The organism is Pseudomonas sp. Z3-6 (assembly GCF_051131985.1).
Lineage (GTDB): Bacteria > Pseudomonadota > Gammaproteobacteria > Pseudomonadales > Pseudomonadaceae > Aquipseudomonas > Aquipseudomonas zanjanensis.
Window position 1 is genome coordinate 6,561,427 of the sequence record NZ_CP071644.1, and the last position, 13,390, is coordinate 6,574,816.

Sequence of the window (13,390 nt, forward strand, 5' to 3'; positions counted from 1 at the left end):
CCCCAAGAATCAATGTGACAGATACCAAATGTGGGAGCGGGCTTGCTCGCGAATGCGTTGTACCAGACACCTAGATGTTGACTGATACACCGCATTCGCGAGCAAGCCCGCTCCCACACTATGATCCCAGGCGTCGCTTAGTCCGAAGTCTTGGCCATCTGCCGGTCCGACGCGCGCCAGACCAGGCGTGTCGTGTCGTAGCCCTGCTGGCGCGCCTTGCTCAGCAATTCCTCGCGCACAACGCTGTTGACGGTCGGTGTGCGGGACAGCAGCCACATGTAGCGACGGCTCGGGTCGCCGACGATGGCGGTCTTGTAGTCATCGCTGACATAGAGCACCCAGTATTGCCCCTTCGCCACGCCCGGGACGATCCGGGAAAACCAGTTATCAAATTCGACCCAGAGCTTGTCGGTCTTGCCCGGCACCTGCGGCGTCGCGGTGCCCCTGGCTTCTTCCCACTGCCAGTCCGAGGTCAGGCAGCGATTGAGCACGCCAACGTTGCCGTCTGGCTTGAGGGTGTAGTGCGCTTCCGATTGCGCGCAATTGCGCTGGAAATACATGGGCAGGCGGGCCAACTCATACCAGGTCCCCTGGTAACGCTTGAGATTGACGCTGTTGACCGTCTTGGGTGCCAACGGATCCTCGCCAGAAGTGGCACAGCCAGCCAATATCAGGCCGGCCAAAAGCACAAAAACTAACCGCATCATTATTTTTCTCCCGCAGGCCTGTGGCCTCGGTTTACTTCAGGCCTTGGCCGGAAAACATCAACACTTTGTCACCGGCGTACTGCACGCTGATAAAGCTTTTCTGGTCGCCCCAGGTGCAGCTGGACATGCCGAGGGCGCCTGAGCAATCGGTCGGTTTCCCCAGCAACGTTTCGACTTCGGCCTTGGGCATGCCAGCCGACAGCTTCGAATAGTTTTCCTGGTTGACCTTGCTGCATGCGGTCAGCACGACGCACATAAACAGCAGAGCGATAGAACGCAGCGACATGGTGTAACTCCTGGAGCGGAAGGGAGGTGGCAGGGTGCCAACCTGATCCTTAGAAGAGAAAACCCCTATCTGGTTCCCTCGCGCCGCCAGTATTTATTGGCCATACAGAGGTGTGTCAGGAATGAATCAACCGGATTGTGACGCCGTCGTACCTTTCGTCGGGATTGGACCCGGGACGCCTGATGAGCCGGGCTTCTACGCCGATAAAAAGTCACAGCGCAAAATCCTGCGTTATGGCAAATTGACAGCCCGTCCTGACCCGTCCCTCCGCGGTAGTGTTCTTAATGACCAGAAACATGAAATTCAGCCATAAAATTCTGCTGGCTGCCGCCCTCGTGGTGGCCGTTGCATTCGCCTGTTTCATCCTGTTCAACGACTATCGTCAACGCCAAAGCCTGCACGCCAGCACCGAGACTTCCATGCAGGAACTCGGCAGCCTGACCAGCCGTAACATCCAGACATGGGTCGACAGCCGTATCCAATTGCTGCAATCGCTGGCCCAACAGATCGCCGTGGACGGCAGCGGTGCCGACAGCCTCAAGCGCGCCGTGGGCCTGCCGGCCTACACCGGCAACTTCCAGCTCAGCTATTTCGGCGGCACCGACGGCGTGATGTTCTCGGTGCCGGCCGGCAATCGCGCCGCCGACTACGACCCTCGCGCCCGTGGCTGGTACAAGGCTGCCAACAGCGCACAGCAAACCATCGTCACTGAACCCTACATCGCCGCCTCGTCGGGCAAGCTGGTGATCACCGTCGCCACTCCGGTACAACGCCAGAACCAGATGATCGGCGTGGCCGGTGCGGACATCGACCTGTCCAACGTCAGCGCCATCATCAACTCGCTGAACTTCGGCGGCCACGGCCACGCGTTCATCGTCAGCGCCGACGGCAAGATCCTGATCCACCCCGACAGCAAGCGCGTGCTCAAGACCCTGGCCGAGGCCTACCCCAACGGCGCGCCGCAAATCAGCCCGGGCGTGAAAGAAGTCGATCTCGACGGCAAGTCCCAATTCATCTCCTTCACCCGGGTCAATGGTGTGCCGGGCGCCGATTGGTACGTGGCGCTGGTGCTCGACAAGGACACCGCCCTGGCGATGCTCAGTGAGTTCCGCACTTCGGCACTGATCGCCATGTTCATCGCCGTGGTGTTCATCATCGCTTTGCTGGGCATGTTGATCCGCGTGTTGATGCAACCGCTGCTGACCATGGGCCGCGCCATGCATGACATCGCCGAAGGCGAAGGCGACCTGACTCGGCGCCTGGTGATCCACGGCCAGGACGAATTCGGCGCCCTGGGCACGTCGTTCAACCGTTTTGTCGAGCGCATTCACACCTCGATCCGCGAAGTGGCCTCGGCCACCGGCCAGGTCAACGAAGTCGCCCTGCGCGTGGTCAGTGCATCCAACTCGTCGATGTTCAACTCCGACCAACAGGCGTCGCGCACCAGCAGCGTGGCCGCGGCCATCAACCAGCTCGGCGCCGCCGCCCAGGAAATCGCCCAGAATGCCGCCCTCGCCTCGCAACATTCCAGCGAGGCCCGCAACCTGGCCGAAGATGGCCAGCAAGTGGTGGATAAAACCATCGCGGCCATGCAGCAGTTGTCAGCCAAGATCAGCGATTCGTGCGGCAACATCGAAACCTTGAACAGCAACACGGTGAACATCGGCCAGATCCTCGAGGTGATCACCAGCATCTCCCAGCAAACCAACCTGCTCGCCCTCAACGCCGCCATCGAAGCGGCACGGGCCGGTGAAGCCGGGCGCGGCTTCGCGGTGGTGGCCGATGAGGTGCGCAACCTGGCCCACCGCACCCAGGACTCGGCGCAACAAGTGCAGAAGATGATCGAAGAACTGCAAGTCGGCGCACGGGAAGCGGTACTGACCATGACCGACAGCCAGCGCCAGAGCGAAGGCAGCGTCAGCATCGCCAACCAGGCTGGCGAACGACTGGGCAGCGTGACCCAACGCATCGGTGAAATCGACGGCATGAATCAATCCGTGGCAACCGCCACCGAAGAACAGACCGCCGTGGTGGAATCGATCAACGTCGACATTACCGAGATCAACACGCTGAACCAGGAAGGCGTGGAAAACCTGCAAGCCACCTTGCAGGCCTGTGCCGACCTCGAACAACAGGCGGCGCGGCTTAAGCAGTTGGTGGGCAGTTTCCGGATCTAGTGCTTTCAAGGGCCCTTTCGCGAGCAAGCCCGCTCCCACAGTTGACCGCGTTCCGTCAGGGAAACCTGATCAGCTGTGGGAGCGGGCTTGCTCGCGAAGAGGCCGGCACATCCAACATTTTCGTCGACTGTGGCACCCCTATCGCGAGCAAGCTCGCTCCCACAATGGTCTTGCGGTGTCACCGAATTGGATGAGATGGATCTTCAATGAGCGTACATGGAGAATTTACAGACTTGCCCCGCTCTTAAGCAGCAAGCATCGCGGTTGAAGCATCTGGCCCCATCGCGAGCAGGCTCGCTCCCACACTGGGTTTCTGTTGAGCAGCAAAAGGTGCGTCCGTGGAAGATCAACTGTGGGAGCGAGCCTGCTCGCGATGGCGATAGCGGCCACAACACTATTTAGAACCTGGACCCAGGCCTACTCAAGAACTCCACTTCCTCAGCCGTGGACTCGCGCCCCAACACCGCATTGCGATGGGGAAAGCGGCCAAACCGCGCAATGATCTTCTGATGCCGTTCGGCATAATCCAGGTTGTCCTCAAACACCGCACGCTGCGCCTCGGGCTGTTCTCGAACCAACTCGATGAACCGTGACACGGCTTCGTTCTGCACCGCGAGGTTTTCGCAGTGTTCGAGTACGAGGTAGATGAATACGCGCTGGATGGGTTTGAGTTGCCGGTCGAAGCCCGCCGCCAGTCCTTGAGCCACCAGCGCTTGGGCACGCAGGTCGCCGGAAAAACCTTCGGGGGTGTTGCGATAGATCATCCGGGGAAGTTGATCCAGTAGCAGCACCAAGGCCAGCCAACCTTCCGGGCGTTGCGCCCAATCGGTCAATCCGCCGGCCAGTGCCTGCTCGACCTGATCACCGAAGCGCTCTTCCGCCTGGCGATCATGGCCTTTGCCAAACCATAGCTTGCCCTTGTCAGCCGCGATCTCATCTGGTTTTTCGGCTGTGCCAAACCACCAATCGAGCAACGGCTGCCAGGGCTCGGCCATGATTTACTCCTTGTGGTAAGCCGTGGCGCGGGCCACTTCTTCCTTCGAACCGAGGAACACGGCCACGCGCTGGTGCAGGCCTTCAGGCTTGATATCGAGAATGCGCTGGTGCCCATCGGTGGAAGCGCCACCGGCCTGCTCCACCAGGAACGACATCGGGTTGGCTTCGTACATCAGGCGCAGCTTGCCTGGCTTGGAGGGCTCGCGGCTGTCGCGCGGGTACATGAACAGGCCGCCACGGGTCAGGATCCGGTGCACATCGGCAACCATCGCGGCGACCCAGCGCATGTTGTAGTTCTTCTTCAGCGGGCCTTCTTCACCGGCCAGCAACTCACTGACGTAGCGTTGTACCGGAGCTTCCCAGTGACGCTGGTTGGACATGTTGATGGCGAATTCCTGGGTGGTTTCAGGAATGGTGATGTCTTCGTGGGTCAGGACGAAGCTGCCCATCTCGCGGTCCAGGGTGAAGCCCTTGACGCCGTCGCCCAAGGTCAGCACCAGCATGGTCTGCGGGCCATAGATGGCATAACCGGCGGCAACCTGCTCGGTGCCTGGCTGCAAGAAGGCCTTTTCATTCAGGGCTTCGTTCTGGCTCAGGTACTCGTTCGGGCAACGCAGAACCGAGAAGATGGTGCCGACCGGCGCGTTGATGTCGATGTTCGACGAACCGTCCAGTGGGTCGAACACCAGCAGGTAGGCACCCTTGGGGTATTTGCCCGGGATCTGGTAGGCATTGTCCATTTCCTCGGATGCCATGCCGGCCAGGTGACCGCCCCATTCGTTGGCTTCGAGCAGGATTTCGTTGGACAGCACGTCCAGCTTCTTCTGCACTTCGCCCTGCACGTTTTCGGTGCCCATGCTGCCCAGGACACCACCCAAGGCGCCTTTGGAGACGGCGTGGCTGATCTCCTTGCACGCACGCGCCACCACTTCGATCAAAAAGCGCAGATCGGCAGGGGTATTGTTGCTGCGGGTCTGCTCAATCAAATAGCGACTCAAGGTAACGCGGGACATGGACGGCTCCGAAGAATAGGGGGCGGAAAACCCGCGCAGTTTAGCGCGAGTCGGGACTTAATTCCTCCTATGAGACGGGATATGGAGGATTGAGTTCACAGGCCGGCGGTTGCTCGTGGATTTTGGGTGGATGGAAGACCGCTTTCGCGAGCAAGCCCGCTCCCACATTGGAATGCGGACTCCTGTGGGAGCGGGCTTGCTCGCGAAACAGGCGACTCGGTTTATCGGTTGTCCCAAACTCAGGATTTGACCGGCGGCTTGCGCAGCAGGCTGAAGGCCATCGCCGCGAGGAACAGCACACTGAGCAGCAACACCGCCCACAAGCCGATTTTCTTCCAGTTGGTATCGACCGTCGCCGGCACAGTGGCAGCGGCCGCAGTCGGCGTCGAAGTGGCCGAGCCGTTCACTGTCGCCGTCCCCAGCGTCGCCAGGCGCGACGGCTTGTAATCGGGCACCAGCGTGGTCAATGGCAGGCTGGCCGTCTTGGCTGTCGCGCTGCCCAGCGCCAGGCGGTAGGGGCCTTCGCCCCGCGCCAGGAACACCACTTGGGTCGGACGCACGGCAAAGCGCAACGCCGGGGCTTCGGCTCCCAAGCCACCGCCGCGCTCGTCCACGGTCAATTTCAGTTGCTGCACGGTCTGGCCGGACAGTTGCAAACGGTTTTGCAGCACGTCCTGGCCGTTCTGGGTCAGGCGATAAAGCAAACCAGCGCCCAGCGGCTGCCACGGATGGCTGCTTTCGCGGCGGCCAGCCAGGGTCACCGGCGCCAGGCTGTTGGCCTGGCTCAGTTCGACCTCCACCTGTTCGATGTTCAGCCCCATGGGCAGCTGCCAGGTGTATTCACCGGTCTTCGTCGTGCTGCCGGCCAACGGCTGCGACCAGGCCAGTGGCAACGGCAGGTTTTCGCGGCTGGCGCTTTGCAACTGGGCCGAGGTCAGCACCGGCGCCGAGGATGGCGAATCCCACAGCAGCCGCAAATAGCGCGCCGGCTGCCCCGGCAGGTTCACTTCATGCTGTTCGACCTGCTCGTCGGCAAAGGTCAGGCGCGCCACCTGGCCTTCGCCCCATGACTGCCAGTGCTGCAAATCGTCGCTGGCTTCGATGGTGAATCGCTGGAAGCCGTCGCGCTCGCTGGTCCAGTCAAGGATCAACTGCTGCAGCGGTGCCTTGATCGCACTGGCATCCAACAACCAGCCACGCAACGCCTCTTCCCCGGCTTCGAGCCGGCTGGCGGGTTGGACTTCCACCAGGGTGCCATTGGCGTTCGATTGCACCCGCACACTAGGCGCACGCTCGTTATCATCGGCGGCGTTGTACAGCGGGAACCACTTCACGTCGGTGAGGGTGCGGTTTTCCCGGCTCTGGGCCGACTCGCGCACCAAGGCGTAGGCCTGGGCCTGGCCGGCGGCGTTGAAGACCCGCAGGTCACTCAGGTCGGTCTGCCGCGCTTGCAATTGAACGTCCAATGGCAATGGCAGGCGATACCACGGCCCTTCGCCGCTCAGGGCCAACGGCACCTGATGGGCGAAATCCGCCGGTTGCTCCTGGGCCGTAGCCGACAAGGCCACCCACAACCCGACCACACCCAGCCCGATCCGATTCAACGTGCGACTCAAGATGACACTCCCTCACTGACAGGCATCGGCGGCTCGACCGGTGAGGCCGTTTCCGGACGTTTTGGCGGCAGCGGCGCGAAGTAGCCCACCACCAGCAACAACACGCCCACGCCGATAAACGACACGATCCGCGCCAGACCGCCACGGTTACTCAATTCGACAAAGAACAGCTTCGCCACGACCACGGCGATCAACGCCGCGCCCACCAGCCACACTTCCCGGCGATGGCGCAGGTGCCCCCCGATCATCAGGCCCAGGGCGATCAGGGTCCAGACAATGGACAAGCCGGCCTGCACGAACATTGACTCGAGCAGCGCATCCAGCTCGTACGGGACGCCCATCCACTGGTGAGCCGTGCGCATCACCAGGGCAGTGAAGAAGGCGAACAGCGACACACCGGCGATCAACTGGGCGATGTGCCCGACGCGACTCCAGCGGTTCGTCGATTGCGCCACGGCGTTGCGGGCCCACACATAGATACCGAACAAGGCGAACAGCAGGCCCAGTTCCAGGGGATTGAGCAACGGCACATAAGGCAGTGGCTCTGAGTTGCCATCGCTGAAGGTGTTGGTCAGCCAGAACCAACCGAGCATCAACAGCGCCATGGGCGCCGCCGCATAGACCCGGTATTCGCGCGGCTGGGCCGAGACCGGCCATGGCAAGGTACGCGGCGTGGCCATCAGCACCAGGTACAAGCCAGGCAGGATCGCCCAGGCCAGCCAGCGCCAGGCATTGTACTGCTCGGACAGCAACAGCAGGCCGTAACGCAACTCCAGCATCAACACCGCCATCAGCAACCAGCAACCGAGGACGTGGGCCGTGCTGCGCGCCTGCGCCGGCAGCGTCTCGGCCAAGCGCTTGAGCGAGAGGAAATGCACGGCGAATACCGCCAGCCAGGCCAGCCAACCAAAGTTCGCCGCCGGGTGGTAATGGCTGTGCCCCGTTGCCACCAGCACACAACCCGCCGCCGGGATCAACAAGGTGCACAGCAGCCCCAGCGCCGGCCATTTCAAGCGCAGCGACAATACGCTCCACACCGCCACGCTGAGCGCCGCGACCGCCAACAACAAGCTGCCTTGCAGATTCGCCGGGGCGAAGCGCAGCACTTCGCTGACCCACGCCAGCGCCCACCAACCGGCGCCCCAGATCAGCAACAGCTCGGACAGGCGCTGCAAGCTCAAGGCATCGAGTTCCTGCGCCGCATGCGCCCGCTGCAGGCGCCATGCCCCTACCAGCGCTGCCAGCCCCAGCACCAACGGCGTCCAGAAGCCGCTATGGGCCAGGGGCCGCAGGTCCTCGGCATTGAGCGGCCCCAACAGCGCCGGCCCCGCCGTCAGGAACGCCGCACCGCCCAGCAGTTGCAGCAGCAGGCCGAAGACAAAGCTCACCCGTTGTTTCAGGTACAGGCTCAGCCAGATGATCAACAGGCCGCTGGCCGCCCATACGCCGCTCGCCGTTTGCCACGGCAGGACGAACAGCACCGCGAGATTGATCAGCACCAGCCCCGCCAGCAATACCACCGACAAGCCGCGCAGCAACCGCACATCGTTGCGCACCATGTCGTCGCGCGCCGCCAGCAACATGCCGCCGATCAACGCCAGGCCGATCAGCGAGGCACTGAGCAAACCGCTCCAACCCGCGCTGAACACCGCTGACGCATCGCCCTCGGCACCTTGCAAGCGCAACAGGAACAGCGCGCCGCCGAGCAATTGCACCGCAAACGCCGTGAACAGGAAGCTACGCGATTGCAGGCGCAGGCCGACAAACAGCGTCGCCAAACCGGCGAGGGCCCAGGCAATGGCAGTGCCGTGGGTGAGGAAGAACAGCGGCGCCAGCAGATAGAGGAAACTCAGCCCCAGCACCGCCAGCATCGGCCGGCCTTGGCGTTCCCAATGCGAACAGTGTCCGGGCTCAGCCTTGAGCAACTGGTAGAAGGTGAACAGCAAGGCGCCGCCGAGCATCAATGCTCCCAGCGGTGAACCATCGAGCAGGCTGCCGTCGCCAGTGCGCAACTCGCTGAGGAACGCCAGTGCCGAACCCAATTGCAGCAACAAGGCAAAAGCCCGGGCCAATGGACGTTGCTGGCGCAGGCCCAGCCAGAAGATTCCCGCGCCTTCCACGGCCCACGCAGCCGCGGTCCAACGGGCATCGAGCCCCAACGGGATCGCCAGGCTGGCAAAAATCACCCCCAGGGCCAGGCAGGTTTCCGCCAACAGCAGGGCGCGCCCACCCATCAATAGCCGAGCCAGGCCCATGTAGATCATACCCAGGGCCAGGGCGCTGAAGGCGGCGGCGAAATCCAGGTGCTGCACCAACGCGAACTGCAAGCCGAAGCCCACCAGCGGCGGGCCGAACAGCATGCTGCCGTCCACGTAATCGCCCTTGCGCGCCGACCAGCGCAGCAACGCCTCGCGGCTAGCGTCTTCGGGAGCGTCGCTCATTTCCAACAATTTGCGCCGCGTGAACAGCAAGCCAATCGCCAGGTAGATGAGGAAGAACAGGATCAGGAACGGCTCGGTGCTCCACAGCAGTTCCGGTGCGTAGGAACGCAGGCCCCAGGCGAAACCGATGCCGAAGGTACCGACAAAACCGATCAGGTTGAGCAGGCGCCAGGCCTTGAACCAGGCGATTGCAAGGATGCCGGCATTGAGCAGGATGAAATAGCTGAACAGGGCAACGTGGTTGCCGCTGCCGGTGGAGGTCAGGATCGGGGCGGCAAACCCGCCCAGCGCCGCCGCAGCAGCCAGGCCCATGGCGTTCTGGGTAACCGCGAGGATCGCCGAGAACACCGTGACCGCCACCAGCAAACCCAGGGCCGCCTTGGAGTCGAGCAACGGATGCAGGCGCATGGCGGCGAACACCGTCAGGTACAGCACGGCGATCCCGGTCCCCTGGAGCATCAGCGCATAACTGCTGTTGCGTTGGCGCAACCACCAGCCCAGGCCCAGCAGGCCCAACGCACTGGCCGCGACACCGGCATAACGCACTTCGATTGGCACCACCATGCCTTCGGTGGCGTAGCGCAGCAGGAACGCCAGGCCGAGGAACAACAGCAGCACACCGACTCGCAGCACGGTGTTGCCGCCAAACAGCCAGTTGCGCGCGCCCGTCACGGCGCGGTCGAACAGATTCGGGCCACGCGGGGCCGCCGGCTCCGCAGCGATCGGCTCCAGGGGCAAAGGGGCAAAGTCGCGGTTGGCACGTCGACTGGACGTCTCTGGCGCGGGTTTCCAAATGTTCTCGGGCAACGGCTGGCTGGCCTGGCTGGCCATCGCGGAAACGGGTTCGAGGTCTGTCGGCAATTCCCAGACGAGCTGCGGCTCGCTACGCGTCGCGGGCTGCGCGGCCTGGGGCACGGCAACCTCGGGCGCTGGCGTCGGATCAGGCGGTTCGGCCACCTTGCCGCGTTCGAGAACCGCCAGGCGGGCTTCCAACGTGAGCACGCTCTGCTGGGCTTCCTGCAACAAGATCTGTTGCTTGGCCGCCTGGACTCCCAGGCGCCCCAGTCGAAACGCCTGGGCGATGCCAAGCCCCACCAGTGCGCCTATCAGCGCATCGGCGAACGACTCGTCCACCACCCAGCCGAGTGCCAGGCCCAACAACGTCAAGATCCATTGCATGGTCGATATCCCTAAGCGGCCCGTTGCGGGCGTAACCGGGGTGATGCGGTGCCTGGATCAGTCTAGTGGAAAACCCCCAAGCCCTGTGGGAGCGAGCTGTGTGGGAGCAAGGCTTGCTCGCGATCCAGGCGCTGCGGTCCTCAAGAGACCGCGGCGTTTTCATCGCGGGCAAGCCTTGCTCCCACACAGTTCGCTCCCACATTGGATGGTTGGCATTTCCAGTACCGAGTCCGGCTGCACAGCCCGGCGAAACTGGCGCCTAGTATATCGACGAAGCCCAACCGCCGTTGGGCTTCGCTCACATTTCTTGCAGTAAAGGCTATTCCAGGGCTTTCCAGATGTCGGTGGCGTATTCCCGGATGGTCCGGTCCGAGGAGAACCAGCCCATGCGCGCGGTGTTGAGCACCGCCGAGCGCCACCATTGCTTGGAGTCGTGCCACTTCTCCTCGACCTTGGCCTGGGCGTTCCAGTAGGCGTCGAAATCGGCGCACACCAGGAAGCGGTCGTAATCCACCAGCGAGTCCACCAGCCCGGTGTAGCGCATCGGATCGTCCGGCGAGAACACCCCGCCACGAATCGCCTGCAGCACATCATTGAGCCGATGGGACGCGGCGATGTCCGGCGCGGCGCTGAATTCGCCGTTGCGCTTGCGCGCCTCCACCTGCTCGGCGGTCAGGCCGAAGATGAACATGTGCTCGCCACCGACGCGGTCATGCATCTCCACGTTGGCGCCGTCCATGGTGCCGATGGTCAGCGCACCGTTGAGGCCGAACTTCATGTTGCTGGTACCCGAGGCCTCGAAACCGGCGGTAGAAATCTGCTCCGACAAGTCCGCCGCCGGGATGATGCTTTCGGCCAGGCTGACGTTGTAGTTGGGCAGGAACACCACCTTGAGCAAGCCGCGCACGGTCGGGTCGTTGTTCACCACCCGGGCGATGTCGTTGGTCAATTTGATGATCAGCTTGGCCTGGTGATAACTGGCGGCGGCCTTGCCGGCGAAGATCTTCACCCGCGGCACCCAGTCCACTTCCGGCTCGGCACGAATCGCCTGGTACAGCGCCACGGTGTGCATCAGGTTGAGCAACTGGCGCTTGTACTCGTGGATCCGCTTGACCTGCACGTCGAACATCGCCGCCGGGTTGACGGCGATGCCCAATCGTTCATGAATCAAGTAAGCCAGGGCCTTCTTGCTGTGCAGGCGCTGCTCGGCGAACTGCTTGCGAAACGCCGGCTTGTCGGCAAACGGTTCCAGTTCGATCAAGCGCTCCTCTGGGTTGTCGAGCACGCTCGGGCCGAGGGCGTCGACCATCATCGACGTCAATTCAGCGTTGGCCTGGAACAGCCAGCGGCGGAAGGTGATGCCGTTGGTCTTGTTGTTGATCCGCTCCGGATAGAGCTTGTGCAGCTCGGAGAACACCGTGCTGCGCATCAACTGGGTATGCAGCCCGGACACGCCATTGACGCTGTGGGAACCGAGGAACGCCAGGTTGCCCATGCGCACCCGGCGGCCGTTGTCCTCCTCGATCAGCGACACCGCGCGCAGGACGTCGAAATCGTGCACACCCTTGGCCCGCAGCGAATCGATGTGCTGGGCGTTGATCAGGTAGATGATCTGCATGTGCCGGGGCAACATGCGCTCCATCAACCCCACCGGCCAGGTCTCCAGGGCTTCGGGCAACAGCGTGTGGTTGGTGTAGGACAGCGTGTCCTGGGTGACCTGCCAGGCCGCGTCCCAGGCCACGTCGTAGACGTCCACCAATTGCCGCATCAACTCGGCCACGGCAATGGACGGGTGCGTGTCGTTGAGCTGGATGGCCGCGTGATCGCCCAGGGTCAGCACCGAGGTGTGCATGTTGCGATGCCGGCGCAGCAAGTCCTGCAACGAGGCGGCGACGAAAAAATACTCCTGGCGCAGGCGCAGCTCCTGCCCGGCTTCGGTGCTGTCGGCTGGGTACAGCACGCGGGAAATACTCTCGGCCCGGGCCACTTCCGCTACCGCGCCCAAGTGGTCGCCGGCATTGAAGCGCTCCAGGTGCAACTCTTCCATGGCCCGGGCACGCCACAGGCGCAGGGTGTTGACGCTCGCGCCGCGCCAGCCCACCACCGGCGTGTCATAGGCAATGGCCCGCACGGTTTCGGCCGGAGACCAGACCTGGCGGGTCTTGCCGGTGTCGTCGGTGACGGTCTCGACGCTGCCGCCAAAGCCGATCGGGTAGACCACTTCCGGACGTTCGAACTCCCACGGGTTGCCGAAATCCAGCCAGTGCTCGGTCTGCTCCTGCTGCCAGCCGTCGACGATGGCCTGGCGGAACAAGCCGTGTTCGTAACGAATACCGTAGCCATGGCCGGCGATACCCAGTGTGGACATGCTTTCCATGAAGCACGCCGCCAGGCGGCCAAGGCCACCGTTGCCCAGCGCCGCGTCGGGCTCGAGCAGGCGGATGCGCTCCAGGTCCACGCCCAGCTCAGTCAAGGCCTCACGGGCGGTGTCCAGCAAGCCGAGGTTGCTCAGGCTGTCGTAGAGCAAGCGACCGATGAGAAATTCCAGGGAAAGGTAATAGACCCGCTTCTGGCCCTTGCGGTAGATCTGCCGCGTGTGGTCCATCCAGTGTTCGACCATGTGGTCGCGGGCGGCGAGGGCAATGGCTTCGAACCAATCGTGATCAAACGCATGATCGGGGTCCTTGCCGACGGCATAAGTGAGTTTGGTCAACACGGCGTCGCGAAATGCCGCAACTTCAGCTTCGCGAACAAGTGGTTCTTGAGTCATTGATAAGACCTCGAACGAGCATGGAATTGTCTGAGCCTAGACGGTCTGACAGACGGTACAGGCTCTTGGTTCGGTGGATTTCCCCGAGTGCCGGAGAATCGCCGCCATGAAATTGCCGGATGGCCGAATGAATGCAGGGGCCGTGCCGGTCCGGACAGGTTTTACCGGGATGCAAAAAAAACCGGCAGATGGTCGTTCAAAATTT

General features: G+C 62.8%; 8 protein-coding genes. 1 reads left to right on the forward strand and 7 read right to left on the reverse strand.

From position 1 onward, the window contains the following. Positions 1 to 137: 137 nt before the first annotated feature. Positions 138 to 707, reverse strand: a complete 570-nt coding sequence (locus tag J3P88_RS28345; protein ID WP_186706123.1) for a lipocalin family protein — start codon at positions 705 to 707, stop codon at positions 138 to 140. A gap of 31 nt (positions 708 to 738) precedes the next feature. Beyond that, positions 739 to 993 (reverse strand): hypothetical protein, encoded by a 255-nt coding sequence (locus J3P88_RS28350; protein WP_003186715.1) that lies wholly within the window; start codon positions 991 to 993, stop codon positions 739 to 741. A gap of 284 nt (positions 994 to 1,277) precedes the next feature. Between J3P88_RS28350 and J3P88_RS28355 the strand changes: the two genes are divergently transcribed. Next, on the forward strand, positions 1,278 to 3,170 hold the full coding sequence (locus J3P88_RS28355) for a methyl-accepting chemotaxis protein (protein WP_434572935.1): 1,893 nt from the start codon (positions 1,278 to 1,280) through the stop codon (positions 3,168 to 3,170). A 398-nt stretch (positions 3,171 to 3,568) separates the two neighbouring features. Here the strand turns inward: J3P88_RS28355 and J3P88_RS28360 are convergent, their stop codons facing one another. The 5 genes from J3P88_RS28360 to J3P88_RS28380 all read right to left on the reverse strand — a co-directional run bounded on the left by J3P88_RS28360 (position 3,569) and on the right by J3P88_RS28380 (position 13,185). Further along, entirely contained in the window at positions 3,569 to 4,165 is a 597-nt protein-coding gene (locus J3P88_RS28360) for a DUF924 family protein (protein ID WP_434572937.1), read from the reverse strand. Positions 4,166 to 4,168: 3 nt separating this feature from the next. Further along, positions 4,169 to 5,179, reverse strand: coding sequence for a class 1 fructose-bisphosphatase (locus tag J3P88_RS28365; protein WP_030141457.1), 1,011 nt, complete (start codon positions 5,177 to 5,179; stop codon positions 4,169 to 4,171). A 239-nt stretch (positions 5,180 to 5,418) separates the two neighbouring features. After that, positions 5,419 to 6,795 carry a DUF3999 domain-containing protein gene (locus J3P88_RS28370; RefSeq protein WP_434572939.1) on the reverse strand — a complete coding sequence of 459 codons (1,377 nt, stop codon included), beginning with the start codon at positions 6,793 to 6,795 and terminating at the stop codon, positions 5,419 to 5,421. Continuing rightward, positions 6,792 to 10,415 (reverse strand): DUF2339 domain-containing protein, encoded by a 3,624-nt coding sequence (locus J3P88_RS28375; protein ID WP_434572941.1) that lies wholly within the window; start codon positions 10,413 to 10,415, stop codon positions 6,792 to 6,794. The genes J3P88_RS28370 and J3P88_RS28375 overlap by 4 nt, the downstream gene beginning before the upstream one ends. A gap of 319 nt (positions 10,416 to 10,734) precedes the next feature. Continuing rightward, on the reverse strand, positions 10,735 to 13,185 hold the full coding sequence (locus J3P88_RS28380) for a glycogen/starch/alpha-glucan phosphorylase (RefSeq protein WP_434572943.1): 2,451 nt from the start codon (positions 13,183 to 13,185) through the stop codon (positions 10,735 to 10,737). Positions 13,186 to 13,390 lie beyond the last annotated feature (205 nt).

What these genes read in the sequence shown, in the direction of transcription:
- J3P88_RS28345 (WP_186706123.1), bottom strand. Translation starts at nt 707, where the DNA reads ATGATGCGGTTAGTTTTTGTGCTTTTGGCCGGCCTGATATTGGCTGGC.
- J3P88_RS28350 (WP_003186715.1), bottom strand. Translation starts at nt 993, where the DNA reads ATGTCGCTGCGTTCTATCGCTCTGCTGTTTATGTGCGTCGTGCTGACC.
- J3P88_RS28355 (WP_434572935.1), top strand. Translation starts at nt 1,278, where the DNA reads ATGACCAGAAACATGAAATTCAGCCATAAAATTCTGCTGGCTGCCGCC.
- J3P88_RS28360 (WP_434572937.1), bottom strand. Translation starts at nt 4,165, where the DNA reads ATGGCCGAGCCCTGGCAGCCGTTGCTCGATTGGTGGTTTGGCACAGCC.
- J3P88_RS28365 (WP_030141457.1), bottom strand. Translation starts at nt 5,179, where the DNA reads ATGTCCCGCGTTACCTTGAGTCGCTATTTGATTGAGCAGACCCGCAGC.
- J3P88_RS28375 (WP_434572941.1), bottom strand. Translation starts at nt 10,415, where the DNA reads ATGCAATGGATCTTGACGTTGTTGGGCCTGGCACTCGGCTGGGTGGTG.
- J3P88_RS28380 (WP_434572943.1), bottom strand. Translation starts at nt 13,185, where the DNA reads ATGACTCAAGAACCACTTGTTCGCGAAGCTGAAGTTGCGGCATTTCGC.